Below are 26,545 nucleotides of genomic sequence, written 5' to 3'. Positions count from 1 at the left end.
GGGCTTACGCCGTCGTCAGCTTGTACTGCCTCAGATCCGGATCATGGGTCATGCGCCAATAGTCCACGAACCGCCACGGCATTGCCGAGAACACGCGGCCGCTGCGGTTGCGGTAATAGGTGCTCATGCCCTTGTGGGTCCAGATCATGGCCTCGTGCTCGGCATCGACCCTGCGGACATAGTCGTCGAGGACCTCGGGACGGACGTCGATCGCAGCGACATCCTGCTCGATCATGCTGGCGAGGCAGGCCGAGATGTAGCGGCTCTGGCATTCCGACTGGAAGATGACGCTGCCGCCATGCGCCGGACCGGAGTTCGGGCCGAGCATGCAGAAGAAGTTCGGGAAACCGGGCACGGTGAGGCCGAGGAACGCGGTCGGATTGTCGTTGGCCCAGGCTTCGCGCAAATCCTTGCCATCGCGGCCGCTGATGTTGAGGCGCGCCGCCATCTCCGTGGCCTTGAAGCCGGTGGCGACCACGATGATGTCGGCGGGCCGGTGGGAGCCGTCGGCCGTGACGATGCCGCTCTCGTCGAAACGGTCGATCGCATCGGTGACGAGTTCGACATTGTCTCGCCTCAAGGTCTTGAACCAGGCGTTGTCGAGCAGAATGCGCTTGCCATAGGGCGGGTAGGTCGGCACGCATTTCTCGATCAGGTCGGGCCGGCCCTGCAGCTCCGACAGGATGAAGTCGGTCAGTTCCTGGCGATGCCGGTCATTGCCCTTGTTGACGGCGCGTTCGGGGTGCGGCCAGGCCGGGTCCTTGCGCAGGAACGGCAGCAGGCCGTCGCCGTAGCGCCAGAACATGTTGAAGCGGTACCACTGCACATAGAACGGCAGATGTGCGAGCAGCCAGCGCGCGCCCTCGCTGATCGGGTCGGCATAGCCCTTCACTGGTCGCGCCCATTGCGCGCTGCGCTGGTAGATGGTGAGCGAGGCAACACGGCCGGCGATCGTCGGCACGAGCTGCATCGACGTCGCACCGGTGCCGATCACGGCGACATGCTTGCCGTCGAGCTTGATGTCGTCTGACCAAAGCGCCGAGTGCAGGATCGTGCCCTTGAAGTTTTCCTCACCCCTGAAATGCGCGCGTGAGGGATCGTTGAGCTGGCCGATGGCCGAGACGAGCGCGGTGGATTCGAAGATCTCTTCGCCATTCGCCGTCTTCAGCGTCGAGATCCAGCGTCGCTTGCGCTCGTCCCAGTGCGACGAAGTCAGCTCGGTATTGACGCGCAGATGTTTCCGGATGCCGTATTCGTCGGCGACCTTCAGGAGATAGCCGAGCAGCTCCTCGCGCTGGCAGAAATAGCGCGTCCAGGCATTGCCCGAGCCGAACGAGTAGGAATAGGAGTGGTTCGGCGTGTCGACGCCGCAGCCGGGATAGCGGTTGATCCACCAGGTGCCGCCGAGCTCGGCATTCTTCTCGACGATGGTGTAGGGGATGCCGAGATGGCCGAGCGCCACGCCGAGCGCGATGGCGCAGACACCGGCGCCGACGATGAGGACGTGTTGCTCGGCGAGCTTGGCGTCGGCAGGGCGCCTCGTCCAGCGCGCCTCGCGCGAGACAAAGCCCATCTCCTCGCGCATCAGAGGCGCATATTCCGGCGCGACGTTCTCGCCGAGGCAGGCGCGCATCATCCTCAGCAGCAGCTCCTCGCCCGGATCGGCGATCGCAGGCGTCGGCGTCCCCTTGGCAAAGAGCTGGACCACCGCCGCGCGGATCTCGTCCTGGATCTCGCGGGGCATGCCGGCCTCGGGATCGGGAATGAGGCGGATGTCGCGCTTGGGCAAATAGGGCGGGGAGAGCCAGCGTTCGTCGCCGGTCATGTGCACCAGCACCATCAGTAGGCAGCGGATGTCGCCTTCGGCGATGGCCGAAGCGAGGTCCAGCGGTTGGTGCGGAGATGCGATGTTCATCGTCTTCTTCTGATCTCCGGCGATCCCATGTGTTCGATCTTGCAGGGGACGCACGAGGGACTAGCGGTGTGCCACCGTAGTCGACGCGCCCCGGGTCGTCTACGCGGCCGGCCCCGGTGCCCAAATAAGGCGGAAGAAGAAAACTAGTGTCCAAGGACGGTCAGACGGAAAGAGTTTCCCCTCCGGGGGCCAAAAAGGCCAATCGCTTCCATTGCCGTTTGGGTCCGAAACGACGACATTCCCGTCAGAATTGATGGATTTGACCACCATGGAACGCACTGGATTTGAACCCTTCGGCGAGCAGCTGGTGTCCGCAACGGACACCCCGCCGCGGTCGCGTGCGTCCAAGCTTCTGCTGCGGGTCGGCACGGGCCTGTTCTGGTCGCTGGTCGCCGCCATCGTGTTCGCCCGCGCCGCGTTTTTCGAGCCGGGCGTCTATGACAGCTTCAATCACGTGGCCTCGCTTGCCAAGAACCTGCTCTTCTAAGACCAATCTGCTGTTCTGAGCCGGATTATTCCGGGCCGAGGATAGAACTTCCTTCGGGCCAGACATGTCGAAAACTTATTTCCCAACCGCGTAGCGCTGCGTATAAATCTTTCTCCTCGGGAGAGATTTGTGTCGCAGAATCAAGCATCCAGCCCGGCCGACGCCAAGCCGACCAGTGCCGCCAGCCGCGTTGTCGCGCTGATTCCCGGCATCCTCCTCTGCGTCGCCGTTGCCGGCATCTCGGCCCTGCTGGAGCGGGCCGAACTGGGCGTGTTCGAGCATCCCTATATCGAGGCGTTGGTGATGGCGATCCTGCTCGGGATGGCCGTGCGCAGCTTCTGGAAGCCGGCCCCCCGCTGGCAGGCCGGCATCGCCTTCAGCGCCAAACAGCTGCTTGAAGTCGCCGTCATGCTGCTCGGCGCCTCGATCAGCTTTGCGGCCATCGCGGCGTCAGGCATCGTGCTGCTGGCTTCGATTGCGGCCGTGGTCGTGATCGCGCTCTGCGTGTCGTTCGGCCTCAGCCGTCTGCTTGGCTTGTCGACCCGGCTGTCGATCCTGATCGCCTGCGGCAATTCGATCTGCGGCAATTCCGCGATCGCGGCCGTAGCCCCCATCATCGGTGCCAACAGCGACGAGATCGCATCCTCGATCTCCTTCACCGCGATCCTGGGCGTGATGATGGTGCTGGGCCTGCCGCTGTTGATCCCGCTGCTGCAACTCACCGCAACGCAATACGGCATCCTCGCCGGCCTGACCGTCTACGCGGTGCCGCAAGTGCTGGCCGCGACGGTGCCGGCGGGCCTGATCTCCACGCAGATCGGCACGCTGGTGAAGCTGATGCGCGTCTTGATGCTCGGTCCCGTCGTCGTCGGCCTCTCTCTGGTCGCCTCGCGCTGGGAGGCCGGTGCAAAGAAGACCAATGTCGGCTTCTTCCGCCTGGTCCCCTGGTTCATCCTCGGCTTCCTCGCGCTGGCGACGTTGCGCTCGCTCGAGATCGTGCCGGGCACAGTGGTCGCACCGGTGACGAAGATCACCACGTTCCTCACGGTGGTCTCGATGGCCGCGCTCGGCCTCGGCGTCGATGTGCGGGTGCTGGCCAATGTCGGCGGCAGGGTGACGGCCGCAGTCACGCTGTCGCTGCTGCTGCTGCTCGGCATCAGCATCGCGCTCGTGCACTGGTTCAAGTAAAGGGGCGCGGCCGCAATGGCGCGCGGAACTGCGGTGCGCCGCCGCTCTGGACTTCCCACACGAGACCGCTATTGGTTTTCGCCAATGTGATTGGCCGTTGAGCAAGCCCAGCCGATCCGAAAAGCAGCGAGGACGCCGGCCATGACGACACTGTCCGTTAAAGACCTTCTTCCCGAGGATGGAACGACGGGAACGCTGGTTGGCCGCGTCTGGCTGCCTCAGGCGAATGGCCCGGCCGTGGTCGCCGTGCGCGCCGACGGTGTCTTCGATGTCACCGCCAGATTTCCGACCGTCAGCGCGCTCTGCGAGGAGGACAATCCCGCCAAGGCGCTGGCCGCCGTCAAGGGCGAGCGCATCGGCGACCTCGAAGCCATCGTCGCCAATACGGCACCCGACGGACGTGATCCGAACAAGCCCTGGCTGCTCGCACCGGTCGACCTGCAGACCCTGAAGGCCGCCGGCGTCACCTTCGCGATCTCGATGCTGGAGCGGGTGATCGAGGAGCGCGCCAAGGGCAATCCGGCTTCGGCCGAAGCGATCCGCAAAGAGGTGACGCGGCTGATCGGCGATGACCTGTCGAAGCTCAAGCCGGGCTCGGACCAGGCGATGCATTTGAAGCAGGTGCTGATCGACCAGAACGCCTGGAGCCAATACCTCGAAGTCGGCATCGGCCCCGACGCGGAGGTTTTCACCAAGGCCCCGACCATGTCCTCGGTCGGCACCGGCATGGATGCCGGGCTGCATCCGAAATCGACTTGGAACAATCCTGAGCCGGAACTCGTGCTGTTTGTCTCGAGCCGCGGCAAGATCGTCGGCGGCGCGCTCGGCAACGACGTGAATTTGCGCGACTTCGAGGGCCGTTCGGCGTTGCTGCTGTCGAAGGCCAAGGACAACAACGCCTCCTGCGCGATCGGCCCGCTGCTGCGCCTGTTCGACGACACCTTCACGCTGGATGACGCGCGCAAGCTGGACATCAGCCTGAACGTGACGGGTAAGGACGGCTTCGTCCTCGACGGCCATTCTTCGATCAGCAAGATCAGCCGCGATCCGACCGATCTCGTCGCGCAGACCATCGGCAAGGTGCATCAATATCCCGACGGATTCGTGCTGTTCCTCGGCACGATGTTCGCGCCGGTCAAGGATCGCGATGCGCCGGGGCAGGGCTTCACCCACAAGCGCGACGACATCGTCACGATCGCCGCACCTCAACTCGGCAAGCTCGTCAACCGCATGCGCACCAGCGACGAGTGCGAGCCCTGGACGTTCGGCATCGGCGCGCTGATGAAGAACCTGGCGCGGCGGAAGTTGATCTAGAGGAACTGGAGCCTCAGGGCAGTCGGAAGTCTTCGCAACTTAATCCTTGAAGCTGATCGCGATGTCATCCGTCAGATCGGCTTCTTCCAGCGTCTCTTCGACTTTCTCCCGTAGCGTCTGGGTAATCTGGTCATCTGCGTCTTCGATATCGACCACGACGAGGTCGTCCGAAACCTGTGGTGCACCGAAAGTTGCGTCAGCCGCCTCTTCCCAGTCCTTGATCCAGGCTGCGACCCGAACCGGAGAGAACTTGAATTTCGGGCTAACGGATTGAAGTCTCATCTTCATATCGATCGCTCCATAATGGGTTGGGGATGGTTCAGCTTTTTCGCGGGATGAGAGGTAAGGAGAAAAGTTGCGCCGAAACGCCAGGGCTCGATTCGACGACGTTGGCGAACCAGGGATGTCCGCGCGGCACCGCTGCAATTGCGCTTGTCACCGGGGTCGCTCGAGGACCGTCGTGCCAAAGATGGCAAGCCGCCGTCGCGTAGGGGCGAGGCGGCCCACCACGTTCCGGCACGACGGCAAGGGAAAGAGTCCCGCGGCCGCCGTCGTTGTTGACGGCGATTGAGCCAAAGACAAATCGATCCTGTTCATCGCGCGGGAAATCGTGACGCAAACCCTGGGCTGACCCGGTCAGCGCCGGCAATTGCTGGATTGGACCAAAGGCGACGACTGGGTCATCCACATCAAGCCAGAAGCAACTTGTCGAGCCTTCCATATCCGGCGGTCCAACCACCGCGACATTGCTACCCTTCGGGATCGGAGCGCACATGTACCCGATGACCGGGTTGTTGTCGTAAGCTGAACCCAACCCCGAATGGGAGGAAGCCATGATGCATTTGGCAACCAGTTGAGAGCCTACTTGGATAGATCGACCATACTCGCGCGCTGTGGCTCTGACGACGACAGACAGGAAGCCATCGGAACTGGCCTGGAAGGCGGGCGGACTGGGTTTCCACGCGCCGAATGCGAGGTTGGCGGGCATGAAGCCGCTGTATTGAGTTTTCACGTCGTTCGTATCGCCGCTTTGACTGACCCAGTTGCCTCGCCGGACCGGGACGAACAGAGACGCACTGGCGATCCAGGCATCATAATCATTGCGTGCCAAGGTTTGTGCTTTGGCTTCGACGAGCAGCGGTGATTGTGCGGACTGGTCCGCGCGTGCTTCGATCGACAGTGTCGCGCTCGAGGGCGTAGTATCGGCAATTGACAGCAGGCAAAAGCCGTTGGTGTCCGCCTGGAACGTGCGGTTTGCCGCCGCGACTTCTACGTCGCCGAACACCGAGGGAAGATCCGCGGCCTCGTTGGGCAAATAGGCCAGGGTTGCTTGTTTCAAGGCCTCGCCGATCGCGGACCGATTGTCCACCTCGCCCTGTGCGATCGGAATTTGATCGCACAAGGACCAAAGCGGCTCGAAGACGGGACGCAATTCGTCGGTTGCGACTGCGAGGGCATCGTACATCAGGATTGGCGCGCCCGGGATGCTCAGAGCCCAGGTGTTCGGATTCTCGTCGGTATCTCCCCCGATCGCGGTGATCGTGATGTCGGTACTTTCGTCGGTCGTACCCAATTCCTTGCGGGTGTTGTTTTCGAACTCGGATTTCACGGAAGCGCCGTCCTTGCCCGCCTTGAAGCCGGCCTCGACAGCGACCTTCAATTTCGTTTCATCTATTTTGAGCGTGTCTTGCTCCGACAGCACCGTCGACATTCGGTAAGTGCCACCGTAGACGCCGTGGCTCAGGTAATGAGTGCCCCATTTCGCGAAAAAGGCTTCAAAGACGGGCTGGTTGTCGGCGGAGTGGGATGCCGGCAGGGCCTTCAACGCAGCAGCGAAGTCCACTTCCAAATGAGGCGGGTCGACCACATCGACAGCGTAGAATGCTTTCCACTCCGCAATCAGTGCGGTGCTTTGCTTCGTATTCGTCGTGACCGACGATTTTGTCGCGAGCGAGGTGCTGACTGACGAGTTGAACCCTTCGATGCTCACCGACGACTTCACCGACATCTTGAATTCGTGCTCGTCCAGCGCATGCGTGCCGTGAAACACGAGCGTCTTGGTCAAGCCAAATCGCGGATCTGGCCGCGCCTCCATGCCGTCTGGTACGGAAAATGCGGTGTCTTCCAGGCTGATATGCACGTCCTTCAGATAGATCCAGCCGCGGCCGGTGCCACTTGGATCCTGTTCGGCGTAAGTCGGCCGAAAGATGCGGCGTGGCATGAACGACCACTGCTTTGCGTTGAATCCGAAAATGACGGTCGCTTCGAGTCCTTTCGGCATGATGATTGCCGGCTTCACTGGCTTGTCTGCCATCGCCTTCTCTCGCTGCTGGCTGCGAACGACGTAAATCGGGCGTTCTGATGCTGGGGGAGCTTGCCGTGGACCGTAGTCGTGAAATTCAATTGTTCGCTAAAATAGATTTCTTTGGTGATACGACTTTAGGGTGATTTTGCAAGAGGGGGTCGTTCAGCCGAGGGCGAGTCTTGGATGACTTTCCGACTGCGGGCACACGATAAAGAGCATCAACAATCGTGCATTAAGACCGACGGGTGAAGCGCACCTTTAAGTGGTCGTCATAGTTTCCCAAGTGCATGCTCAACAACGATATTTCGAGTCTGACCGACGCGCTCGGATCGCAACTCAGGATGCGCACGAGAGAGGTCTTCGGTTGGTCGGTTAGAACGCGGACGAAAGCGATCTTGCACGCTCTCACAGTTCGTTGTGCGCAAACTTTTCCATACCGCGACGCTCCGGTGGCGGATGACAAAGGATGGGGCACCGTGCCCTTGCCTTCATCTTCGCGTTGCGTGCTTGGATCAAAAACGCGCTAGGCGTGTCATGAAGCTGTCCATCTGCCATCGCGTGCGTTCCGCTAAATAGTCAAATAATATGACTAGTCGGAACCTATCTTCCATGAAATAGTGCCTCCCGCCACCTAAAAGGCTGGCCTGAGGGTGTCATGCTACCGAGCGGCGCCCCGGATAACACCTTGGGAGACACGCCTGATGACCCTCAAAGCTCTTTTCGCGGCGAGCGCCACGACTGCCTTGCTGCTCGCGCTGCCGGCCAAGGCTGCCGAGCTCACCATTGGCTTCTCGCAGATCGGATCGGAATCCGGCTGGCGTGCCGCCGAGACCTCGGTCTCCAAGCAGGAAGCCGCCAAGCGCAAGGTCAATCTCAAGATCGCCGACGCGCAGCAGAAGCAGGAGAACCAGATCAAGGCGATCCGCTCCTTCATCGCGCAGAACGTCGATGCGATCTTCCTCGCGCCGGTCGTCTCGACCGGTTGGGACTCCGTGCTGAAGGAAGCCAAGGAAGCCAAGATCCCGGTCGTGCTGCTCGACCGCGACATCGATCCGTCGGGTAAGGATCTCTATCTCACCGCCGTCACCTCGGACAGCGTGCACGAAGGCGAGGTCGCCGGTGACTGGCTGGCCAAGACCGTCGGCGACAAGGCCTGCAACATCGTCGAATTGCAAGGCACAGTTGGCGCCAGCGTCGCCGCCAACCGCAAGAAGGGCTTTGACACCGCCATCGCCAAGCACGCCAACCTGAAAGTGGTGCGCAGCCAGACCGGCGACTTCACCCGCGCCAAGGGCAAGGAAGTGATGGAAAGTTTCATCAAGGCCGAAGGCGGCGGAAAGACCATCTGCGCGGTCTACGCCCACAATGACGACATGATGGTCGGCGCCATCCAGGCGATGAAGGAAGCCGGCCTCAAGCCGGGCAAGGATATCCTCACCGTCTCGATCGACGCGGTTCCCGATATCTTCAAGGCGATGGCCGCAGGCGAAGCCAATGCCACGGTGGAGCTGACGCCGAACATGGCGGGGCCGGCGCTCGATGCCATCGCGGCCTTCAAGGACAAGGGCACGGTTCCGCCGAAGTGGATCCAGACCGAGTCCAAGCTCTATACGGCCGCCGACGATCCGCAGAAGATCTACGACAGCAAGAAGGGCCTCGGCTACTGAGGCGGGCCCCGCCGGACCGCTCCCGGTGGCCCGGCGATCCCCTTCGAATCCGCTGTGCGAAAGAATAGGCTGAGTGTCCGCGTCATAGGCGGGCACCGGTGGGAGTGACGTTGTCATGGAGAACAGCCTTGGTTCTGCTCCTTCCCTGCTGGAGGTGCGCGGGATCAGCAAGAGCTTCGGCACGGTGCGCGCGTTGCAGGAGGTCGACTTCACGCTTCGCGCCGGCGAGATCCATGCGCTGCTCGGCGAGAACGGTGCCGGCAAGTCCACGCTGATCAAGGTCGTCACCGGCGTGTTTCCACGCGATGCCGGTGTCGTCCGTCTGGCTGGCGAAGAGGTCGCGCCGCGTTCGGCCAAGTCGGCGCTGCAGGCCGGCATTGCCACCGTCTACCAGGAGGTCAATCTGCTGCCGAACCTGTCGGTGGCGCAGAACCTGTTCCTCGACCGCCAGCCGATGCGCTTCGGCATCGTGCGCGAAGGCGAGATGCGCCGCCGCGCCAAGGCGCTGCTCACCGGGTTCGGTCTCGACATCGATGTCGCCGCGCCGCTCGGCAATTATTCGGTGGCGATCCAGCACGTCACCGCGATTGCCCGCGCGGTCGATCTCTCCGCGCGCGTGCTGATCCTGGACGAGCCGACCGCGAGCCTCGATCGTCACGAGGTCGAGATCCTGTTCGGCATCATGCGCCAGCTCGCCAGACGCGGCATCGGCATCGTCTTCGTCAGCCACTTTCTTGATCAGGTCTACGAGATCTCCGACCGCATCACCGTCTTGCGCAACGGCCGCCTGGTCGGTGAGCGCGAGACCGCCTCGCTGCCGCGCCTCGAGCTGATCCGGATGATGCTCGGCCGCGAGCTGGCCGAAACCACCAGCGCGCGGGCCGCGGCAGGCGAGCACAGGGCGCGCGGGGTCTGCGCCAGTTTCGAGAATTACGGCAAGGCCGGCTATGTCGCTCCCTTCAATCTCGAACTGCGCCATGGCGAGGTCGTCGGCCTCGCCGGCCTGCTCGGCTCCGGGCGCACCGAGACCGCGCGGCTGGTGTTCGGTGCCGAGCGCGCCGACGGCGGGCAGGCGAGGGTGGAGGGCGCCCCCGTGCGGCTGCAATCGCCGCGCGACGGCGTGCGCCACGGCTTCGGCTATTGTCCGGAGGAGCGCAAGACCGAGGGCATCGTCGCCGAGCTCAGCGTGCGCGAAAACATCGCGCTGGCGCTCCAGGCCAAGCGCGGCCTCTACCGGCCGCTGTCACGGCGCGAGCAGGACGAGATCGCGCGGCGCTACATCAAGATGCTCGACATCCGCCCGCCCGATCCCGAGCGCCCCGTCGGGCTGCTCTCCGGCGGCAATCAGCAGAAGGTGCTGCTGGCGCGCTGGCTCGCGACCTCGCCACGGCTGCTCGTGCTGGACGAGCCGACCCGCGGCATCGATGTCGGCGCGCATGCCGAGATCATCCGCCTGATCCGCGATCTCTGCGATGACGGGCTGTCGCTGCTCGTGATCTCCTCCGAGCTCGACGAGATCGTGACCTATTCGGACCGGGTCGTGGTGCTGCGCGACCGTGCCCATGTCGAGGAGCTCGCCGGCGGGGCGATCGACGTCGGCAACATCCTCGCCGCCATTGCCGCAGATGGCGCCGCCGTCGCGCTCGAGGCCCACACATGACAGCGCTGTTGCCGCGCCGTGGCCTTGCCCAGATCCTCGCCCTGATCGTCATCCTGGCGGTCGACCGCGTGGTGTCGCCGCAATTCTTCGACTTGCGCCTGCAGGACGGAAGGCTGTTCGGCAGCCTGATCGACGTGCTCAATCGCGGCACGCCGGTCGCGCTGCTCTCGCTCGGCATGGTGCTGGTGATCGCGACGCGCGGCATCGATCTCTCCGTCGGCGCGGTGATGGCGATCTCAGGCGCGATCGCGGCGAGCCTTGCCGACAGCCATGGCCTGCCGGTGGTGCTGGCCGAGGCGCTTGGCGCGGGTCTCGTCTGCGGCTTGTGGAACGGTTTCCTCGTCGCCGTGCTCGGCATGCAGCCGATCGTGGCAACGCTGATCCTGATGGTGGCGGGACGCGGCATCGCCCAGCTCATCACCGAGGGGCGCATCGTGACCTTCACCTCGCCGGACCTGGTCTGGCTCGGCAACGGGGCCATTCTCGGCGTGCCGGTGCCGGTTGCGATTGCCCTGGGCATGCTGATCCTCACCGGCGCGGTGGTGCGCGGTTCCGCGCTCGGGCTGCTGATCGAGGCGACCGGCGGCAATGCGCGGGCGAGCGAGCTTGCCGGCGTCGGCACCCGCGCGATGATCCTTTCGGTCTATGTCTGGTGCGGCGTCTGCGCCGCGCTCGCCGGCGTGATCGCCGCGGCCGACATCATGGGCGCCGATGCCAACAATGCCGGCCTCTGGCTCGAGCTCGACGCCATCCTTGCGGTGGTGATCGGCGGCACCTCGCTGTTCGGCGGCCGCTTCAGCCTCGTCCTGGCCGTGCTGGGCGCGCTGATCATCCAGACCATGAACACCGGCATCCTGCTGTCCGGCTATCCGCCGGAGTTCAACCTGCTGGTCAAGGCGGTGGTGGTGCTCGCGGTGCTGCTGCTGCAATCGCCGAAACTATCCGGCTTTGCCGGCGTCATGGCGCGGCTGCGGAGGACGAAACCATGAAAGGCCTGCCGCCCGTCGTGATCACAGCCATCGTTCTCGTCGCGGGCTTTGCGGCTTGCGCTGTGCAGTTTCCCAACATCGCCTCGACGCGCGTGGTCGGCAATCTCCTCACCGACAACGCCTTCCTCGGCATCGTCGCAACCGGCATGACCTTCGTCATCATCTCCGGCGGCATCGATCTGTCGGTCGGCTCGGTGATCGGCTTCACCACGGTGTTCGTCGCGCTTGCCGTCGAGCGCTGGGGCGTGCCGCCACTGGTCGCTTTCGTCGCGATCCTCGCGCTGTCGGCGGCCTTTGGCGCGGCGATGGGCGCCGTCATCCATGTCTTCGACCTGCCACCCTTCATCGTGACGCTGGCCGGCATGTTCCTGGCGCGCGGCGCGAGCTTCCTGCTCTCGACGGAATCGGTGCCGATCACCGCGCCGGTCTATTCGACGGTGTCCGACTTCGCGCTGCGCATGCCCGGCGGCGGACGGCTGACCGCGATCGCGATCATCATGCTCGCGATCGTGATCGGCGGCGCCTTGCTGCTGCATCTCACCCGGTTCGGCGCCAATGTCTACGCGCTCGGCGGCAACAGGGCGACCGCGGGCCTGATGGGCGTTGCGGTCGGCAAGATGACGGTGAAGATCTACATGCTGTCGAGCCTGCTTGCGGGCATCGCCGGCATCGTGTTCTCCTTCTACACCAGCGCCGGCTACTCGCTCTCCGCCGTCGGTGTCGAGCTCGACAGCATCGCGGCCGTCGTGATCGGCGGCACGCTGCTGACGGGCGGGCAGGGCTCGGTGATCGGCACCATCCTCGGCGTGCTGATCCAGGGCATGATCCAGACCTACATCAATTTCGACGGAACCTTGTCGAGCTGGTGGACCAAGATCGCGACCGGTGTGCTGCTGTTCGCCTTCATCGCCCTGCAGCAGGGGCTGGTCGCGTTGGCGCGACGGCCGGCGGCGAAGCATGCAGGAGCCGCCTCATGACCTCGCGCATCGTCGTCATCCCGACACGGCGGGCCCATTCCAACCACGCGGAAGTGGCCCGCTCGATCGGCGTCGATATCATCGCCGGCCGCTATCCGGAAGGGGCGCGGCTTCCGGGCGATGCCGAGCTGACCGCGATGTTCGGCGTGTCGCGGCCGGTGCTGCGCGAGAGTGTGAAGACGCTCGTCGCCAAGGGCCTGCTCACCACCAAGGCACGGGTCGGAACCGTCGTGCGCGAGCGCGGCGCCTGGAACATGTTCGACGCCGACGTCCTGGCCTGGCATCTCGATGCCGGCATCGACAAGCGTTTCCTCGACGACCTCGCCGAGATCCGTCTCGCCGTCGAGCCGCGAGCGGCGGCGCTGGCGGCGGTGCACCGGTCGGAGCAGGATGTCGCCGAACTTCGCCTCACCATGGAACGCATGCGGCTCGAGGCCTCCGATTCCGTCGGCTTTGCCGATGCCGATCTGGCGTTGCACGTTGCGGTTGCGCGGGCATCGAGTAATCTGTTCATGCGTTCGATCGGGCATGTGATCGAGGCGGCCTTGCGCGCCTCGTTCCTGCTCAGTGCCCCGGTTGAGCCGGAGGACCGCGACACCGTGCTGCTCTGGCATCAGAAAATTGTCGATGCGATCGCGGCCGGCGATGCCGGGACCGCGTCGGAGGCGATGGTCCATGTCATTCACAACGGCATGCGCCGTCATCAGGGCAGCGTGATCGAGACGGCCCCCGCCGAGCCGTTGCCGTCTGCGGAAAGTGGAGAATGAGCGTGACGGAACTTCGTATCGCCATCGTCGGCTTCGGCAAGATCGCGCGCGACCAGCATGTCGGCGCAATCGCCGCCGTGCCGGGCGCGACGCTCGCCGCCATCGCCAGCCGCAACGCGTCGCTACCGGGCCTGCCGCATTTCGCAACCGTCGAGGAACTTTTGGAGAAGGGTCCCCCGATCGATGCGGTGTCGCTCTGCACGCCGCCACAGGTGCGCCGTGCCCAGGCCGCGGCGGCGCTGGCCGCCGGAAAGCATGTCATGCTGGAAAAGCCGCCCGGCACCGGCGTCGCCGAGCTCGACCCGCTCGTCGCGATGGCGGCGAAGGCAAAGCGGACCCTCTTTGCAACCTGGCACTCGCGCCATGCGCCCGCGGTCGAGCCGGCGCGCGAGTGGCTGGCCAAACGCCGGATCAAATCGGTCCACATCATCTGGAAGGAAGACGTCCGTGTCTGGCATCCCGGTCAGACCTGGATCTGGGAACCTGGCGGCCTCGGCGTGTTCGACCCCGGCATCAATGCGCTCTCGATCCTGACCCGCATCCTGCCCTATCCGCTGTTCGTCACGGCGGCCGAGCTGGCCTTTCCGGCCAATTGCCAGTCACCCATCGCCGCCAGCCTGAAGCTGACCACGATCGACGGCCTGCCTGTCACGGCCGAATTCGACTTTCGCCAGACCGGGCCGCAGAGCTGGGACATCGTCGCGGAAACCGATCAGGGCCGCATGACCTTGTCGCGCGGCGGCCGGATCATGGAGATCGACGGCAAGGTCGTCGCGGAGGCGCCCGACGAGGAATATCGCGAACTGTACCGGCACTTCGTCAAGCTCGCAGCTTCAGGCGCGAGCGATGTCGATCTTGCACCGCTTCGCCTTGTTGCCGACGCTTTTCTGCTCGGTAAGCGTAACATCGTCGAACCGTTCGTGGACTAGGCATGGTCGGCTCCAGAATAACAAGAGACGTCTTCGGAACGCTGCCTGATGGACGCGATGTCGAGCGCATCGTGTTGCGCGGGGAAGGCGGGTTCGAGGCCCGTATCATCACCCATGGCGCGGTGATCCAGGCGCTGATCGCGCCGGATGCCAAAGGCGGTACCGACGATGTGGTGCTCGGCCATGATGCGTTCGCCGGCTATCTCGCCGAACGGAAGTTCTTTGGCGCGACCGTCGGTCGGTATGCCAACCGCATCGCCAACGGACAGTTCTCGCTCGACGGCGAAACCTTCCGGCTTGCCGTCAACAACGGTCCGAATGCGCTGCATGGCGGCCTTGACGGTTTCGACCGCAAGCTCTGGGGCATTGCCGAGATCGACGATGGCGCCAGCCCTGCCGTCACGCTTACCTATACGAGCGCGCATGGCGAGGAGAATTATCCGGGCAAACTCGATGTCCGCCTGACCTATCGCGTCACCGGTCCGACCGAGCTGTCGCTGACGATGGAGGCGCGGACCGACCGGCCGACCATCGTCAACCTGACCAATCACAGCTTCTTCAATCTGGAAGGCGCGACGTCGGGCATGTCGACGCTCGACCACAGGCTCACGGTCGAGGCCGAGCATTTCCTGGCCATCGACCCTACCGCCATTCCGCTGCCGGAGCCGCCGCGCAGCGTCGCCGGTACGCCATTCGACTTCCGCGAGGCCCACCCTGTCGGTGCGCGCATCCGCGAAAGCGAACAGCAATTGCGCAACGGCAGGGGCTATGACCATACGTACTGCCTTGCGCGCGACGGCAAGCTCGCGCTTGCGGCCCGGCTGGAGGCACCGCGCTCGGGGCGGATCATGGAACTGTTCACCGATCAGCCCGGCCTTCAAGTCTATTCCGGCAATTATCTCGACGGCACGATCTCCGGCAAGGGTGGCAAGCTGATCCGGCAGTCGGACGCCATCTGCCTCGAGCCGCACATCTGGCCGAACGCGCCGAACCGGCCGGATTTTCCGAGCCCGCGCCTCGATCCGGGCGGCGTCTATCGCCATCATACCGTCTATCGCTTCGGAGTGAGGGCGCCATGATCGAAGAGGTACCAACCACCGTTCTCTCCGCCGAACGATGTCATCTCGGCGAAGGCCCGACCTATGATGTCTCCACGGACACCGCCTGGTGGTTCGATATTCGCGAAGGACGTCTGTTCGAGGCTCATCTCGGCAGCGGCAGCATCCGCGTTCACGCGCTCGGCCGGATGGCGAGCGCGCTCGGACGCATCGATGCCGAGCGCCAGCTGATCGTCGCAGAAGATGGCTGCTATATCCGCAACGTCGCCGACGGTGCGATGACGCTGTTCTGTCCGCTCGAAGCGGACAATCCCGCCACGCGCTCCAATGATAGCCGCGTGCATCAATCCGGCACGTTCTGGATCGGCACCATGGGGCGCAACGCCGAGCGGGCTGCCGGTGCAATCTACGCGCTCCATCTCGGCAGGATCTCGACGCTGTTTCCCGGCATCAGCATTCCCAACTCGATCTGCTTCTCGCCGGACGGCGCCACGGGCTACTTCACCGATACGGCGCGCGCCGTGCTCTATGCGGTGCCGCTCAATCCTGCCACCGGCCTGCCGCGCGGCGAGCCCGAAGTTCTGCTGCGCCATACCGGCGTCGGTGGCCTCGACGGTTCGGTGTGCGACGCCGACGGCCGGATCTGGAACGCCTGCTGGGGCGCCAGCCGGGTCGACGTCTATTCTCCGCAAGGCGAGCGCCTGCGTTCGTTGCGCGTGCCGGCCAAGCAGGCGAGTTGCCCGGCCTTCGTCGGCCCGGATTTATCGCGCCTGCTCGTCACCTCCGCCTGGCAGGACATGGACGCCGAAGCGCGCGCCGCCGATCCGCAAGGAGGCTGCACCTTTCTGTTGGAGGCATCCGCACGCGGGCGTGCGGAGCCTGATGTCAAGCTCGCATAGGAGATCCGAAGCCGACCTCTACCACCACTGGACGCGACGAACGAAGAAACAGTCTGACACCCAAAGGGAGTGAAGCATGTTGAAACTGAAGACGACATTTCTCGCGCTGGCGCTGGCCGGCGCCGCAACGATGGCCGCAAGCGTCTCCGTCTCCGCGCAGGAGAAGGCAACGGTCGGCATCGCGATGCCGACCAAATCCTCCGCGCGCTGGATCGACGATGGCAACAACATGGTCAAGGTGCTGAAGGAGCGCGGCTACAACACCGACCTGCAATATGCCGAGGACGACATTCCGAACCAGCTCTCGCAGGTCGAGAACATGGTGACCAAGGGCGCCAAGGTGCTGGTGATCGCGGCGATCGACGGCACCACCTTGTCCGACGTGCTCAAGCAGGCCAAGGCCAAGGGCGTCACCGTGATCGCCTATGACCGCCTGATCCGCGGCACGCCGAATGTCGACTATTACGCCACCTTCGACAATTTCCAGGTCGGCGTACTGCAGGCGGAGTCGATCGAGAAGGGCCTTGGGCTCAAGGAGGGCAAGGGTCCGTTCAACATCGAGCTGTTCGGCGGCTCGCCCGACGACAACAACGCCTACTTCTTCTACAACGGCGCGATGAGCGTGCTGAAGCCGTATATCGACAGCGGCAAGCTCGTCGTCGTCTCCGGTCAGATGGGCATGGACAAGGTCGCGACCTTGCGTTGGGACGGCGCCACCGCCCAGGCCCGTATGGACAATCTGCTCAGCGCCTACTACGGCAACAAGAAGGTCAACGCCGTGCTGTCGCCTTATGACGGCCTCTCGATCGGCATCATCTCCTCGCTCAAGGGTGTCGGCTACGGCAGCGCCGACCAGCCGATGCCCATCATCTCGGGCCAGGACGCCGAGGTGCCCTCGATCAAGGCCATGCTGCGCGGCGACCAGTACTCGACCATCTTCAAGGACACCCGCGATCTCGCCAAGGTGACCGCCGACATGGTCGACGCCGCGCTTGCCGGCAAGCAGGTCACCGTCAACGACACCAAGACCTACGAGAACGGCGCCAAGACCGTGCCGTCATACCTGCTGAAGCCGGTCGTGGTGTACAAGGACAATTGGGAGAAGGTGCTGGTTGACAGCGGCTACTACAAGAAGTCGCAATTCCAGTAAGACTCTCTCTTCTCCCTCTCCCCGTTCTTACGGGGAGAGGGTTGGGGCGAGGCTGAAGTCTGGATTGCTTCGCCTCGCTCGCAATGACGGTGTGGATGCAGTTATTTCATTCAACCTCTTCCCGCACGCGGGGAGAGCGGAAGTAAGGCAAGGGACAACGCAATGACCGCCATGCTGGAGATGCGCAACGTCAGCAAGAGCTTTGCCGGCGTGCAGGCTCTGCGCGACGTCAATTTCTCGGTCGAGGCCGGCCAGATCCACGCCCTCGTCGGCGAGAACGGCGCCGGCAAGTCGACGCTGATGAAGGTGCTGAGCGGGGTCTATCCCGCAGGCAGCTATGAGGGCACCATCGTCTTCGAGGGCGAGGAGCGCCGCTTCCGCGACATCAACGATTCCGAGGCGCTCGGCATCATCATCATCCATCAGGAACTGGCGCTGATCCCGCTGATGTCGATCGCGGAGAACATCTTTCTGTCACATCCGCCGTCGAAGTTCGGCGTGATCGATCGCGACGAGGTCTACCGGCGGACCCGGGAACTGCTCGCGCAAGTCGGCCTCAAGGAATCGCCTGACACCCTGATCACCGATCTCGGCGTCGGCAAGCAGCAATTGGTCGAGATCGCCAAGGCGCTGTCCAAACGGGTGCGGATGCTGATCCTGGACGAGCCGACCGCGAGCCTGAACGAGGCCGACAGCGCCGCTTTGCTGGAGCGTCTGATGGCCTTCCGCGAGCAGGGCATCGGCTCGATCCTGATCTCGCATAAGCTCAACGAGGTCGCCAAGGTCGCCGACCACATCACCGTGCTTCGCGACGGCCGCACCGTCGACGGCATCGACTGCCGCGCCGAGCCGATCCAGGAAGACCGTATCATCCGCAGCATGGTCAACCGCGATATGGCTCACCGTTTCCCGGAACGCAGCGCGAAGATCGGCGAGCCTGTCATGACCGTCGAGAACTGGTCGGTCTATCACCCCATCCATCCCGAACGGCAGGTGATCAAGAACGTCAATTTCAGCGTCAGGCGCGGCGAGGTCGTCGGCATCGCCGGCCTGATGGGCGCCGGCCGCACCGAGTTCGCGATGAGCCTGTTCGGTCGCTCATGGGGCACCAATATCAGCGGCCGCATCGCCCTGGAGGGTCACCAGATAGTGCTGCCGAGCGTCGCCGCGGCAATCGACGCCGGCCTTGCCTATGTCACCGAGGACCGTAAGCAGCTCGGCCTGATCCTGGCCGACGACGTCCGCAAGAACATCACGCTGGCAAGCCTCGACCAGGTGGCGCCGGGCAGGGTGATCGACGATATCGCCGAGCTGAAGATCGCCAGCGACTACCGGAACCGGATGCGCATCCGCTGCTCGGACGTCTATCAGGAAACCGGCCAGCTCTCCGGCGGGAACCAGCAGAAGGTGGTGCTGTCGAAATGGCTGATGACCGACCCCAAAGTTCTGATCCTGGACGAGCCGACCAGGGGCATCGACGTCGGTGCCAAGTATGAGATTTACTGTATCATCAACGAGCTGGCGGAAGCCGGTCGCGGCGTCGTGGTGATCTCCTCGGAGATGCCCGAGCTGCTCGGCATCTGCGATCGCATCTGCGTCATGAACGACGGCGCCTTCGTGGGCGAGTTCCCGGGCGCTGAGGCGACACAGGAAAAGATCATGCGCGCCATCATGCGCAACGAACGAAGCAACGGAAACGGCGCGGCGAAGGCCGCGGAAATGGGAGGATCGCAGCCATGACCGACAAGACGGTGTCGCTGCCCGACGAGCGCAGCCACGGCAGCTTCATCAAGAACAATCTGCGCAATTACGGCATGCTGATGTCGCTGATCGCGATCATGCTGTTCTTCCAGGTCATGACCGGCGGCACGTTGTTGCAGCCCCTCAACCTGACCAATCTGGTGCTGCAGAACAGCTACATCGTCATCATGGCGCTGGGCATGTTGCTGGTGATCGTCACCGGCCATATCGACCTCTCCGTCGGCTCGGTCGCCGGTTTCGTCGGCGCCGTGGCGGCGCTTCTCATGGTGACCTACAAGGTCGACTACACGCTTGCCTTCATCGCCTGCCTCGTGGTCGGCGCAGCCATCGGCGCCGCGCAGGGTTATTGGGTCGCCTATTTCAAGATCCCGTCCTTCATCGTGACGTTGGCGGGTATGCTCGTGTTCAAGGGCCTAGCACTTGCCGTGCTGCAGGGCCAGTCGCTCGGGCCGTTCCCGTCGACGTTCCAGAAGCTGTCGTCGGGCTTCATTCCGGAGCTGTTGCCCGAAACCGGTACGCTGCATCCGACCTCCATGCTGATCGGCGCCGTGCTGGCGCTGGGCCTGGTCTATGCCAGCGCCAAGGGCCGTGCGCGCGAGGTGTCGCACGGCGTCGAGGTCGAGCCCTATGCGTTCTTCCTCGGCAAGAGCGTCGTGCTCGCCTGCGCCGTGCTGTATTTCACCTATCTGATCGCGACCTATCGCGGCCTGCCCAACGTGCTGGTGATCATGAGCGCCTTGATCGCGCTCTATGGCTTCGTCACCCGCCGCACCGTGATCGGCCGGCAGATCTATGCCGTCGGCGGCAACGCCAAGGCGGCCGGCCTGTCGGGCATCAAGACCGAACGGCTGACCTTCTTCACCTTCGTCAACATGGGCGTGCTCGCCGCGCTCGCGGGCCTCGTCTTTGCCGCGCGCCTCAACACCGCGACGCCTAAGGCGGGTCTCGGCTTCGAGCTCGACGTCATCGCCGCCTGCTTCATCGGCGGCGCCTCGGCCTATGGCGGCGTCGGCCGCGTCGGCGGCGCCGTGGTCGGCGCCATGATCATGGGCGTGATGAACAACGGCATGTCCATCCTCGGCATCGGCATCGATTACCAGCAGGTCATCAAGGGCCTGGTGCTGCTCGGGGCCGTGTGTATCGACGTTTATAATCAGCGGAGGTGAGGGACGCCGTAGCCCGGATGGAGCGCAGCGTAATCCGGGACCGCCGCCCCGCATTCCGCAACGCTCCATGCGGGCTACGTCTCTCTCCGTCATTGCGAGCGCAGCGAGGCAATCCAGAATCCCTCCGCGGAAAGATTCTGGATTGCTTCGTCGCAAGAGCTCCTCGCAATGACGGGTGTTGCGGCAGCTTATCAATTGCGGCTGAGCTATTGCCCAGTCGATGAGTATATGATCGAATGGCCCGATGGATCCCGGCTGGCCCGATCTCATCATCTTCGACTGCGACGGCGTGCTCGTCGACAGCGAACTGTTGAGCTGTCAGTGCCTGTCACAAGTGCTGGCTGAGTTTGGATTGCAACTCGGCGTGGAGCAGGCGCTCGAACTGTTTCTCGGGCGCAGTACAGCTGCAATCGCCCAATACTATCGAGAACGTGGGCAGATCCTGCCGAACGATTTCTTCCTGCGCCTGAAGCCGCATGTGCTGAAGACCTTTGCCGGAGCGCTCCGGCCGATTCCCGAAATCGCCGCCGTGCTCTCCGAATTGCGCGTGCCGTTTTGTGTGGCTTCGTCCAGCGACATCGATCGCGTCTCGCTCTCCCTCGACGTGACCAGCCTCGCATCGCATTTCGCCGACCGGCTCTACACCGCACAGATGGTCAAGCACGGTAAGCCCGCACCGGACCTCTTTCTCTACGCCGCCGAGAAGATGGGCGCGCAACCCGCGCGCACGCTGGTGATCGAGGACAGCGTCAGCGGCGTGCAGGCTGCCAAGGCGGCCGGCATGACCGTCTGGGGATTTGTCGGCGGCGGCCATTATCGCGGCCGTGACGGCCGGGCTATATTGTCCGCAGCCGGAGCCGATCGGGTCTTTGCGCAGATGAGCGATTTCTGGGAGGCGTGAGGCCGCATGGCCGCCGAGAACGAAAAATCCAGGCTCGACGACGCCGCGCGTGCGGGCTGGCTCTATTTCATTGCCGGCCACACCCAGGACGAGATCGCCAGGATGCTCCAGGTGTCGCGCGCCTCGGCGCAGCGGCTGGTGTCGCTGTGCCTGGCCGAGCGACTGATCACGTTCCGGCTCGAACACCCGATCGCCGCCTGCATGGAGTTGGCGGCGCGGTTGCGGGAGCGGTTCGACCTTCGCCACTCCGAGGTGGTGCCTGCAGATCCTGCGGCCCCGCAGGCGACCGCGGGCATCGCCGAGCGCTGCGCCAATCTGCTCGATGCGACGCTGCGATCGGAGACCCCTGTGATCGTGGCGCTCGGGACCGGGCGGGCGGTGCGTGCCGCGGTCGAGCGTGTCACGCCGATCGACCGGCCCAACCACCAGATCGTCTCGCTGGTCGGCAACATCTCGGCGGACGGCTCGGCGAGCTTCTACGACACCGTCGGCCGGCTTGCCGACCGCACCGGCGCGCGGCACTACCCGATGCCGCTGCCGTTCCTGATGTCGTCCGAGGACGAGCGCAACAAGATGGTGCGGATCGAGCCGATCGCGAAGGTGAAAGCGGTCGCGGCCAAAGCCGATTTGCGCCTGGTCGGTGTCGGTCAGATGGACCAGAAGGCGCAAGTCCATGTCGACGGCTTCCTCACGCGCGATGAACTGTTCGAGATGATGCGGCAGGGCGCCATCGGCGAGATCACCGGTTGGGCCTATGATGCCAAGGGACGGCTGCTCAAGGCTGGAACCAACAAGCGCCTCACCAGCATTCCGCCGGAAGTGCCGGCGAAGACCATGACGATCGGCGCCGCGATCGGCGCGGCCAAGGTCCCGGCGATCGCAGCGGCGCTGAGCGGGGGCTTGATCAACGGCCTGATCACCGACGAGGCCACCGCGAGAGCGATTCTGGAGCGTTGAGCCGCGGTGCGAGCGGGACCGCGCTCCCTCTCCCGCTTGCGGGAGAGGGTTGGGGAGAGGGTGTCTCCGCAGTGGGATTCCCCCAGCGGAGGAAGCCCTCACCCGTATCGCATCTGCGATGCGACACGACCTCTCCCGCAAGCGGGAGAGGTGAAAACCAGCAGCACCTTGTTTCGGTCCATTGCCACCGTCTCCCGCACCGCAGCACGCATAAGTTGCTGGAACGCCCGTCCGTGTGCTTGACATCGGCCGCACCTCGTCCGAACATACGCCCAACGCGTGGGCATATGCTCAAAAGCGCGGGCTAGGGAGGTTCACCGTGAAACACATTCTGGGCGCCGTCTGCGGCGCGTCCGTCTTGCTTGCCGTCCCCGCGATGGCCGAAACGACCCTGACGATCGCCACTGTCAACAACGGCGACATGATCCGCATGCAGGGCCTGACCGGCGAATTCACCAAGGCGAACCCGGACATTTCCGTGAAATGGGTGACGCTCGAGGAAAACGTGCTGCGCCAGCGCGTCACCACCGACATCGCCACCAAGGGCGGCCAGTTCGACGTGCTGACCATCGGCACTTACGAGGTGCCGATCTGGGCCAAGAAGGGATGGCTGGTGCCGCTCGCCAATCTCGGTGCCGATTACGACGTCGCCGACCTCCTGCCCAAGATCAAGGATGCCGTCTCCCTCGACGGCAAACTCTATGCCGCGCCGTTCTATGGCGAGAGCTCGATGGTGATGTACCGCACCGACCTGTTCGACAAGGCCGGGCTGAAGATGCCGGAGAAGCCGACCTGGGATTTCGTCATCGATGCCGCCAAGAAGCTGACCGACAAGGCGGGCGGCGTCTACGGCATCTGCCTGCGCGGCAAGGCCGGCTGGGGCGAGAACATGGCGTTCCTCACCGCCATGTCGAATTCCTACGGCGCGCGCTGGTTCGACGAGAAGTGGCAGCCGCAATTCAACACGCCGGAATGGAAGACGACGCTCACGACCTATGTCAACCTGATGAAGGAAGCCGGCCCTCCCGGGGCGAGCTCGAACGGCTTCAACGAGAACCTGGCGCTGTTCAACGCCGGCAAGTGCGCGATGTGGATCGACGCCACGGTGGCGGCATCGTTCGTCACGAACCCGAAGGATTCCAAGGTCGCCGACAAGGTCGGCTTCGCGCTCGCTCCCAACACGGGGCTGGGCAAGAACGCCAACTGGCTGTGGGCCTGGAGTCTGGCGATTCCCGCCGGCTCGAAGAAGTCGGACGCGGCCGAGAAGTTCATCGCCTGGGCCACCAGCAAGGACTACACCAAGCTCGTCGCCTCGAAAGAGGGCTGGGCCAACGTGCCGCCGGGCACGCGCACCTCGCTCTACCAGAATCCTGACTACGTGAAGGCCGCGCCGTTCGCCAAGATGACGCTGGCCTCGATCGATGCCGCCGATCCGAACAAGCCGACGGTGAAGCCGGTGCCTTACGTCGGCGTGCAATACGCCGCCATCCCCGAATTCCAGGGGATCGGCACGCAAGTGGGGCAGCAGTTCTCCGCGGCGCTTGCGGGATCGATGACGGTCGATGCGGCGCTTGCCGCCGCGCAATCCGCAACCGAGCGCGAGATGAAGCGCGCCGGCTACATCAAGTGAACCCGAGCTCTCCCTGAGCTCAAACTTGCGGCCATCCACTCCTTGCGCGATGGATGGCCGCCTTCTTTCTCCAAGCGGAGAGTCCGAGGATGGCAACCCGGCAAACCCAGTTCCTGGCGCGGTCGCTCCTGAGCCCGGCCGTCGGGCTGCTGTTCATCTGGATGATCGTCCCGCTGGCGCTGACGCTCTATTTCTCCACGCTGCATTACAGCCTGCTCGATCCCGGCTCCGAGGAATTCGTCGGGCTGGAAAACTTCCGTTACTTCCTCACCGATCCCGCCTTTCTGGCCTCGCTCCAGAACACGCTGGTGCTGGTCGGATCGGTGCTGGCGCTGACCATCCTGCTCGGCATTCCGCTCGCGCTGCTGCTCGACCAGCCCGTGGTGGGGCGCAACTTCGTGCGACTGATGGTGATCGCGCCGTTCTTCGTGATGCCCACGGTGAGCGCGCTGGTCTGGAAGAATCTCCTGATGCACCCGGTGTCCGGCCTGTTCGCCTGGCTTGCAAAGCTGGTCGGGTTGACGCCGATCGACTGGTTCAACGACGTGCCGCTGTTCTCGGTGATCCTGATCGTCGCCTGGCAATGGCTGCCGTTCGCGACCCTGATCCTGCTCACCGCGCTGCAATCGCTCGACGAGGAGCAGAAGGAGGCGGCCGAGATGGATGGCGCGAGCGCGGTCTCGACCTTCATCTACATCACGCTGCCGCACCTCGCGCGTCCCATCACCGTGGTGATCCTGATCGAGACCATCTTCCTGCTCACCGTGTTCGCGGAGATCTTCGTCACCACCGGCGGCGGGCCGGGCCTGCAGACCACCAACATCGCCTTCCTGATCTATTCGCAGGCGCTGATCCAGTTCGACGTCGGGAGCGCCTCGGCGGGCGGCCTCGTCGCCGTGGTCATCGCCAACATCGTCGCGTTCTTCCTCGTCCGCATCGTCGGCCGCAACCTGGAAGCCTGACATCATGGCGCGCAAGTCAACGACACGACGGGTGGTGGTTTCGACGATCGGGGCGTGGTTCTTCGGCTTCCTGATCTTCTTCCCGATCCTGTGGATGGTGCTGGCGAGCTTCAAGACCGAGCTCGAGGCCTTCGCCATTCCGCCATCCTTCCTGTTCTTCCACTGGACCACCGAGAACTACGCGACGGTGCAGGAGCGCAGCGATTATGTCCTCCACGCGATGAACTCGATCATCATCGCCGGCGGCTCGACGCTGATTGCGCTCTTGATCGCGATCCCCGCGGCCTGGTCGATGGCGTTCTCGCCGACCAAGCGCACCAAGGACATCCTGCTCTGGATGCTGTCGACCAAGATGATGCCGCCGGTCGGCGTCCTGGTGCCGATCTATCTGATCTACAAGAGCTTCGGTCTGCTCGATTCCCGCATCGGGCTCGTCTTCATCCTCTGCCTCGGCAATTTGCCGATCGTGATCTGGATGCTGTTCACCTATTTCAAGGAGATCCCGCGCGACATCCTCGAAGCCGCGCGCATGGACGGCGCCACGATCGGCCGCGAGCTCGTCTATGTGCTGACGCCGATGGCGATCCCGGGGCTGGCGTCAACGCTGCTGCTCAACCTGATCCTGGCGTGGAACGAGGCGTTCTGGACGTTGAACCTGTCGACCTCGAACGCCGCGCCGCTCACCACGTTCATCGCCTCCTATTCGAGCCCGGAAGGGCTGTTCTGGGCAAAATTGTCGGCGGCCTCGACGCTGGCGATCGCGCCCATTCTCGTCCTCGGTTGGTTCAGCCAGAAGCAGCTCGTGCGCGGGCTCACCTTCGGCGCGGTGAAGTAAAGGGGCTGCCGGATCATGGGTCAGATCACACTTCAAGGCGTGCAGAAATCCTTCGGCCCCGTGCACATCATCAAGGGTGCCGACCTCGACATCGCCGACGGCTCATTCGTCGTGTTCGTCGGTCCCTCCGGCTGCGGCAAGACCACGCTGTTGCGGCTGATCGCGGGGCTCGAGGACGTCACCGGCGGCGCCATCCTGATCGACGGCAAGAACGTCGTCGACACGCCGCCGGCCAAGCGCGGCCTGTCGATGGTGTTCCAGTCCTACGCGCTCTATCCGCATATGAGCGTGCGCGGCAATATCGGCTTCGGCCTGAAGATGGCGGGCCTGGCGAAGGACGAGATCAACCGCAAGGTCGAGGCGGCCGCGGCTACGCTGAACCTGACGCCGTATCTCGAGCGCAAGCCGCGCGAGCTCTCCGGCGGCCAGCGCCAGCGCGTTGCGATCGGGCGGGCGATCGTCCGCGAACCCAAGGCGTTCCTGTTCGACGAGCCGCTGTCCAATCTCGACGCGGCGTTGCGGGTGCAGATGCGCATCGAGGTGACGCGGCTGCAGAAGCAGCTCGGCACCACCGCGATCTACGTCACCCACGACCAGGTCGAGGCCATGACCATGGCCGACAAGATCGTCGTGCTCAACGGCGGCAAGATCGAGCAATATGGCTCGCCGCTGCAGCTCTACGAGCGGCCCGCCAACCTATTCGTCGCCGGCTTCATCGGCTCGCCCAAGATGAACTTCGTGACAGGCGAGAGCGCCGCGCAGAAGGGCGCAGCCACGATCGGCGTGCGGCCGGAGCATCTCAAGATCGAGCGCGACGGCGGCGGCGGCTGGCAGGGCACGATCGCCGTTGCCGAGCATCTCGGCAGCGATACTTTTCTCTACGTCGATGCCGGGCCGCTCGGGATGCTGACCGCGCGCTACATCGGCGAATTGAGCCTGCATGCCGGTGACCGCGTGTCGCTGGTGCCGGACCCCGCGCGCATTCACCGCTTCGACCAGAGCGGGAACGCGCTTCGGAACTGACAAGA

23 protein-coding genes are annotated in these 26,545 nt (G+C 64.1%); 20 read left to right on the top strand and 3 right to left on the bottom strand.

Going from position 1 to position 26,545, the window contains the following annotated elements; translation table 11 throughout:
- Window positions 1–4: 4 nt before the first annotated feature.
- Window positions 5–1,915, bottom strand: a complete 1,911-nt coding sequence (locus tag G8O24_RS11155) for a flavin-containing monooxygenase (protein ID WP_188099117.1) — start codon at window positions 1,913–1,915, stop codon at window positions 5–7.
- Between the two features lie 268 nt (window positions 1,916–2,183).
- Here G8O24_RS11155 and G8O24_RS11150 point away from each other — a divergent pair, with 268 nt between their 5' ends.
- From G8O24_RS11150 to G8O24_RS11140, 3 genes are all read left to right on the top strand, one after another.
- Window positions 2,184–2,402, top strand: coding sequence for a hypothetical protein (locus tag G8O24_RS11150; RefSeq protein ID WP_188099115.1), 219 nt, complete (start codon window positions 2,184–2,186; stop codon window positions 2,400–2,402).
- A gap of 129 nt (window positions 2,403–2,531) precedes the next feature.
- Entirely contained in the window at window positions 2,532–3,590 is a 1,059-nt protein-coding gene (locus G8O24_RS11145) for a YeiH family protein (RefSeq protein ID WP_188099113.1), read from the top strand.
- Window positions 3,591–3,731: 141 nt separating this feature from the next.
- Window positions 3,732–4,904, top strand: coding sequence for a fumarylacetoacetate hydrolase family protein (locus tag G8O24_RS11140; RefSeq protein ID WP_188099111.1), 1,173 nt, complete (start codon window positions 3,732–3,734; stop codon window positions 4,902–4,904).
- Window positions 4,905–4,943: 39 nt separating this feature from the next.
- Here the strand turns inward: G8O24_RS11140 and G8O24_RS11135 are convergent, their stop codons facing one another.
- Window positions 4,944–5,192 carry a hypothetical protein gene (locus G8O24_RS11135; protein ID WP_188099109.1) on the bottom strand — a complete coding sequence of 83 codons (249 nt, stop codon included), beginning with the start codon at window positions 5,190–5,192 and terminating at the stop codon, window positions 4,944–4,946.
- Window positions 5,193–5,223: 31 nt separating this feature from the next.
- On the bottom strand, window positions 5,224–7,218 hold the full coding sequence (locus G8O24_RS11130) for an MAC/perforin domain-containing protein (RefSeq protein ID WP_188099107.1): 1,995 nt from the start codon (window positions 7,216–7,218) through the stop codon (window positions 5,224–5,226).
- A 692-nt stretch (window positions 7,219–7,910) separates the two neighbouring features.
- On the opposite strand from G8O24_RS11130, the gene ytfQ reads away from it, so the two are divergent.
- The 17 genes from ytfQ to G8O24_RS11045 all read left to right on the top strand — a co-directional run bounded on the left by ytfQ (window position 7,911) and on the right by G8O24_RS11045 (window position 26,540).
- Complete coding sequence (gene ytfQ, locus G8O24_RS11125; protein WP_188099106.1) at window positions 7,911–8,876, top strand: galactofuranose ABC transporter, galactofuranose-binding protein YtfQ; 966 nt, start codon at window positions 7,911–7,913, stop codon at window positions 8,874–8,876.
- A 115-nt stretch (window positions 8,877–8,991) separates the two neighbouring features.
- Window positions 8,992–10,536, top strand: coding sequence for a sugar ABC transporter ATP-binding protein (locus G8O24_RS11120; RefSeq protein WP_188099104.1), 1,545 nt, complete (start codon window positions 8,992–8,994; stop codon window positions 10,534–10,536).
- Window positions 10,533–11,525 carry an ABC transporter permease gene (locus G8O24_RS11115; RefSeq protein WP_188099102.1) on the top strand — a complete coding sequence of 331 codons (993 nt, stop codon included), beginning with the start codon at window positions 10,533–10,535 and terminating at the stop codon, window positions 11,523–11,525. The genes G8O24_RS11120 and G8O24_RS11115 overlap by 4 nt, the downstream gene beginning before the upstream one ends.
- The gene (gene yjfF, locus G8O24_RS11110) at window positions 11,522–12,502 is read left to right on the top strand and encodes a galactofuranose ABC transporter, permease protein YjfF (RefSeq protein ID WP_188099100.1); all 981 of its coding nucleotides are present in this window, start codon (window positions 11,522–11,524) and stop codon (window positions 12,500–12,502) included. Before G8O24_RS11115 ends, yjfF begins: the two co-directional genes overlap by 4 nt.
- Window positions 12,499–13,269: a FadR/GntR family transcriptional regulator gene (locus G8O24_RS11105; protein WP_188099098.1), complete on the top strand. Its 771-nt coding sequence runs from the start codon at window positions 12,499–12,501 to the stop codon at window positions 13,267–13,269. Before yjfF ends, G8O24_RS11105 begins: the two co-directional genes overlap by 4 nt.
- A 2-nt stretch (window positions 13,270–13,271) precedes the next feature.
- Entirely contained in the window at window positions 13,272–14,198 is a 927-nt protein-coding gene (locus G8O24_RS11100; RefSeq protein WP_188099095.1) for a Gfo/Idh/MocA family protein, read from the top strand.
- Window positions 14,199–14,200: 2 nt separating this feature from the next.
- Window positions 14,201–15,277, top strand: coding sequence for an aldose epimerase family protein (locus G8O24_RS11095; RefSeq protein ID WP_188099093.1), 1,077 nt, complete (start codon window positions 14,201–14,203; stop codon window positions 15,275–15,277).
- Window positions 15,274–16,155, top strand: a complete 882-nt coding sequence (locus G8O24_RS11090) for an SMP-30/gluconolactonase/LRE family protein (protein WP_188099091.1) — start codon at window positions 15,274–15,276, stop codon at window positions 16,153–16,155. The genes G8O24_RS11095 and G8O24_RS11090 overlap by 4 nt, the downstream gene beginning before the upstream one ends.
- A gap of 76 nt (window positions 16,156–16,231) precedes the next feature.
- Window positions 16,232–17,305: a multiple monosaccharide ABC transporter substrate-binding protein gene (gene chvE, locus G8O24_RS11085; RefSeq protein ID WP_188099089.1), complete on the top strand. Its 1,074-nt coding sequence runs from the start codon at window positions 16,232–16,234 to the stop codon at window positions 17,303–17,305.
- A gap of 162 nt (window positions 17,306–17,467) precedes the next feature.
- Complete coding sequence (gene mmsA / locus G8O24_RS11080) at window positions 17,468–19,045, top strand: multiple monosaccharide ABC transporter ATP-binding protein (RefSeq protein ID WP_188099087.1); 1,578 nt, start codon at window positions 17,468–17,470, stop codon at window positions 19,043–19,045.
- Complete coding sequence (mmsB, locus tag G8O24_RS11075) at window positions 19,042–20,232, top strand: multiple monosaccharide ABC transporter permease (protein WP_188099085.1); 1,191 nt, start codon at window positions 19,042–19,044, stop codon at window positions 20,230–20,232. The genes mmsA and mmsB overlap by 4 nt, the downstream gene beginning before the upstream one ends.
- A 244-nt stretch (window positions 20,233–20,476) precedes the next feature.
- Entirely contained in the window at window positions 20,477–21,133 is a 657-nt protein-coding gene (locus G8O24_RS11070) for an HAD family hydrolase (protein WP_188099083.1), read from the top strand.
- Window positions 21,134–21,139: 6 nt separating this feature from the next.
- On the top strand, window positions 21,140–22,090 hold the full coding sequence (locus tag G8O24_RS11065; RefSeq protein WP_188099081.1) for a sugar-binding transcriptional regulator: 951 nt from the start codon (window positions 21,140–21,142) through the stop codon (window positions 22,088–22,090).
- A 376-nt stretch (window positions 22,091–22,466) separates the two neighbouring features.
- On the top strand, window positions 22,467–23,720 hold the full coding sequence (locus G8O24_RS11060) for an ABC transporter substrate-binding protein (protein ID WP_191093147.1): 1,254 nt from the start codon (window positions 22,467–22,469) through the stop codon (window positions 23,718–23,720).
- A gap of 89 nt (window positions 23,721–23,809) precedes the next feature.
- On the top strand, window positions 23,810–24,682 hold the full coding sequence (locus G8O24_RS11055) for a carbohydrate ABC transporter permease (RefSeq protein WP_188099077.1): 873 nt from the start codon (window positions 23,810–23,812) through the stop codon (window positions 24,680–24,682).
- Window positions 24,683–24,686: 4 nt separating this feature from the next.
- Window positions 24,687–25,517 (top strand): carbohydrate ABC transporter permease, encoded by an 831-nt coding sequence (locus G8O24_RS11050; RefSeq protein WP_188099075.1) that lies wholly within the window; start codon window positions 24,687–24,689, stop codon window positions 25,515–25,517.
- 15 nt (window positions 25,518–25,532) lie between these two features.
- Complete coding sequence (locus G8O24_RS11045) at window positions 25,533–26,540, top strand: ABC transporter ATP-binding protein (protein ID WP_188099073.1); 1,008 nt, start codon at window positions 25,533–25,535, stop codon at window positions 26,538–26,540.
- The last annotated feature ends 5 nt before the right edge of the window (window positions 26,541–26,545 follow it).

This window comes from Bradyrhizobium campsiandrae (assembly GCF_014529705.1).
In the GTDB taxonomy this organism is placed as follows: domain Bacteria; phylum Pseudomonadota; class Alphaproteobacteria; order Rhizobiales; family Xanthobacteraceae; genus Bradyrhizobium; species Bradyrhizobium campsiandrae.
This window is presented reverse-complemented; position numbering and strand designations above follow the sequence as displayed.

Coding starts and splice junctions, on each gene's coding strand:
- G8O24_RS11090 (WP_188099091.1), top strand. CDS start 15,274: ATGATCGAAGAGGTACCAACCACCGTTCTCTCCGCCGAACGATGTCAT.
- G8O24_RS11135 (WP_188099109.1), bottom strand. CDS start 5,192: ATGAAGATGAGACTTCAATCCGTTAGCCCGAAATTCAAGTTCTCTCCG.
- yjfF (WP_188099100.1), top strand. CDS start 11,522: ATGAAAGGCCTGCCGCCCGTCGTGATCACAGCCATCGTTCTCGTCGCG.
- G8O24_RS11140 (WP_188099111.1), top strand. CDS start 3,732: ATGACGACACTGTCCGTTAAAGACCTTCTTCCCGAGGATGGAACGACG.
- G8O24_RS11115 (WP_188099102.1), top strand. CDS start 10,533: ATGACAGCGCTGTTGCCGCGCCGTGGCCTTGCCCAGATCCTCGCCCTG.
- G8O24_RS11065 (WP_188099081.1), top strand. CDS start 21,140: ATGGCCGCCGAGAACGAAAAATCCAGGCTCGACGACGCCGCGCGTGCG.
- G8O24_RS11095 (WP_188099093.1), top strand. CDS start 14,201: ATGGTCGGCTCCAGAATAACAAGAGACGTCTTCGGAACGCTGCCTGAT.
- ytfQ (WP_188099106.1), top strand. CDS start 7,911: ATGACCCTCAAAGCTCTTTTCGCGGCGAGCGCCACGACTGCCTTGCTG.
- G8O24_RS11155 (WP_188099117.1), bottom strand. CDS start 1,915: ATGAACATCGCATCTCCGCACCAACCGCTGGACCTCGCTTCGGCCATC.
- mmsA (WP_188099087.1), top strand. CDS start 17,468: ATGACCGCCATGCTGGAGATGCGCAACGTCAGCAAGAGCTTTGCCGGC.
- chvE (WP_188099089.1), top strand. CDS start 16,232: ATGTTGAAACTGAAGACGACATTTCTCGCGCTGGCGCTGGCCGGCGCC.
- G8O24_RS11060 (WP_191093147.1), top strand. CDS start 22,467: ATGGCCGAAACGACCCTGACGATCGCCACTGTCAACAACGGCGACATG.
- mmsB (WP_188099085.1), top strand. CDS start 19,042: ATGACCGACAAGACGGTGTCGCTGCCCGACGAGCGCAGCCACGGCAGC.
- G8O24_RS11130 (WP_188099107.1), bottom strand. CDS start 7,218: ATGGCAGACAAGCCAGTGAAGCCGGCAATCATCATGCCGAAAGGACTC.
- G8O24_RS11045 (WP_188099073.1), top strand. CDS start 25,533: ATGGGTCAGATCACACTTCAAGGCGTGCAGAAATCCTTCGGCCCCGTG.
- G8O24_RS11150 (WP_188099115.1), top strand. CDS start 2,184: ATGGAACGCACTGGATTTGAACCCTTCGGCGAGCAGCTGGTGTCCGCA.
- G8O24_RS11050 (WP_188099075.1), top strand. CDS start 24,687: ATGGCGCGCAAGTCAACGACACGACGGGTGGTGGTTTCGACGATCGGG.
- G8O24_RS11120 (WP_188099104.1), top strand. CDS start 8,992: ATGGAGAACAGCCTTGGTTCTGCTCCTTCCCTGCTGGAGGTGCGCGGG.
- G8O24_RS11070 (WP_188099083.1), top strand. CDS start 20,477: ATGGATCCCGGCTGGCCCGATCTCATCATCTTCGACTGCGACGGCGTG.
- G8O24_RS11105 (WP_188099098.1), top strand. CDS start 12,499: ATGACCTCGCGCATCGTCGTCATCCCGACACGGCGGGCCCATTCCAAC.
- G8O24_RS11055 (WP_188099077.1), top strand. CDS start 23,810: ATGGCAACCCGGCAAACCCAGTTCCTGGCGCGGTCGCTCCTGAGCCCG.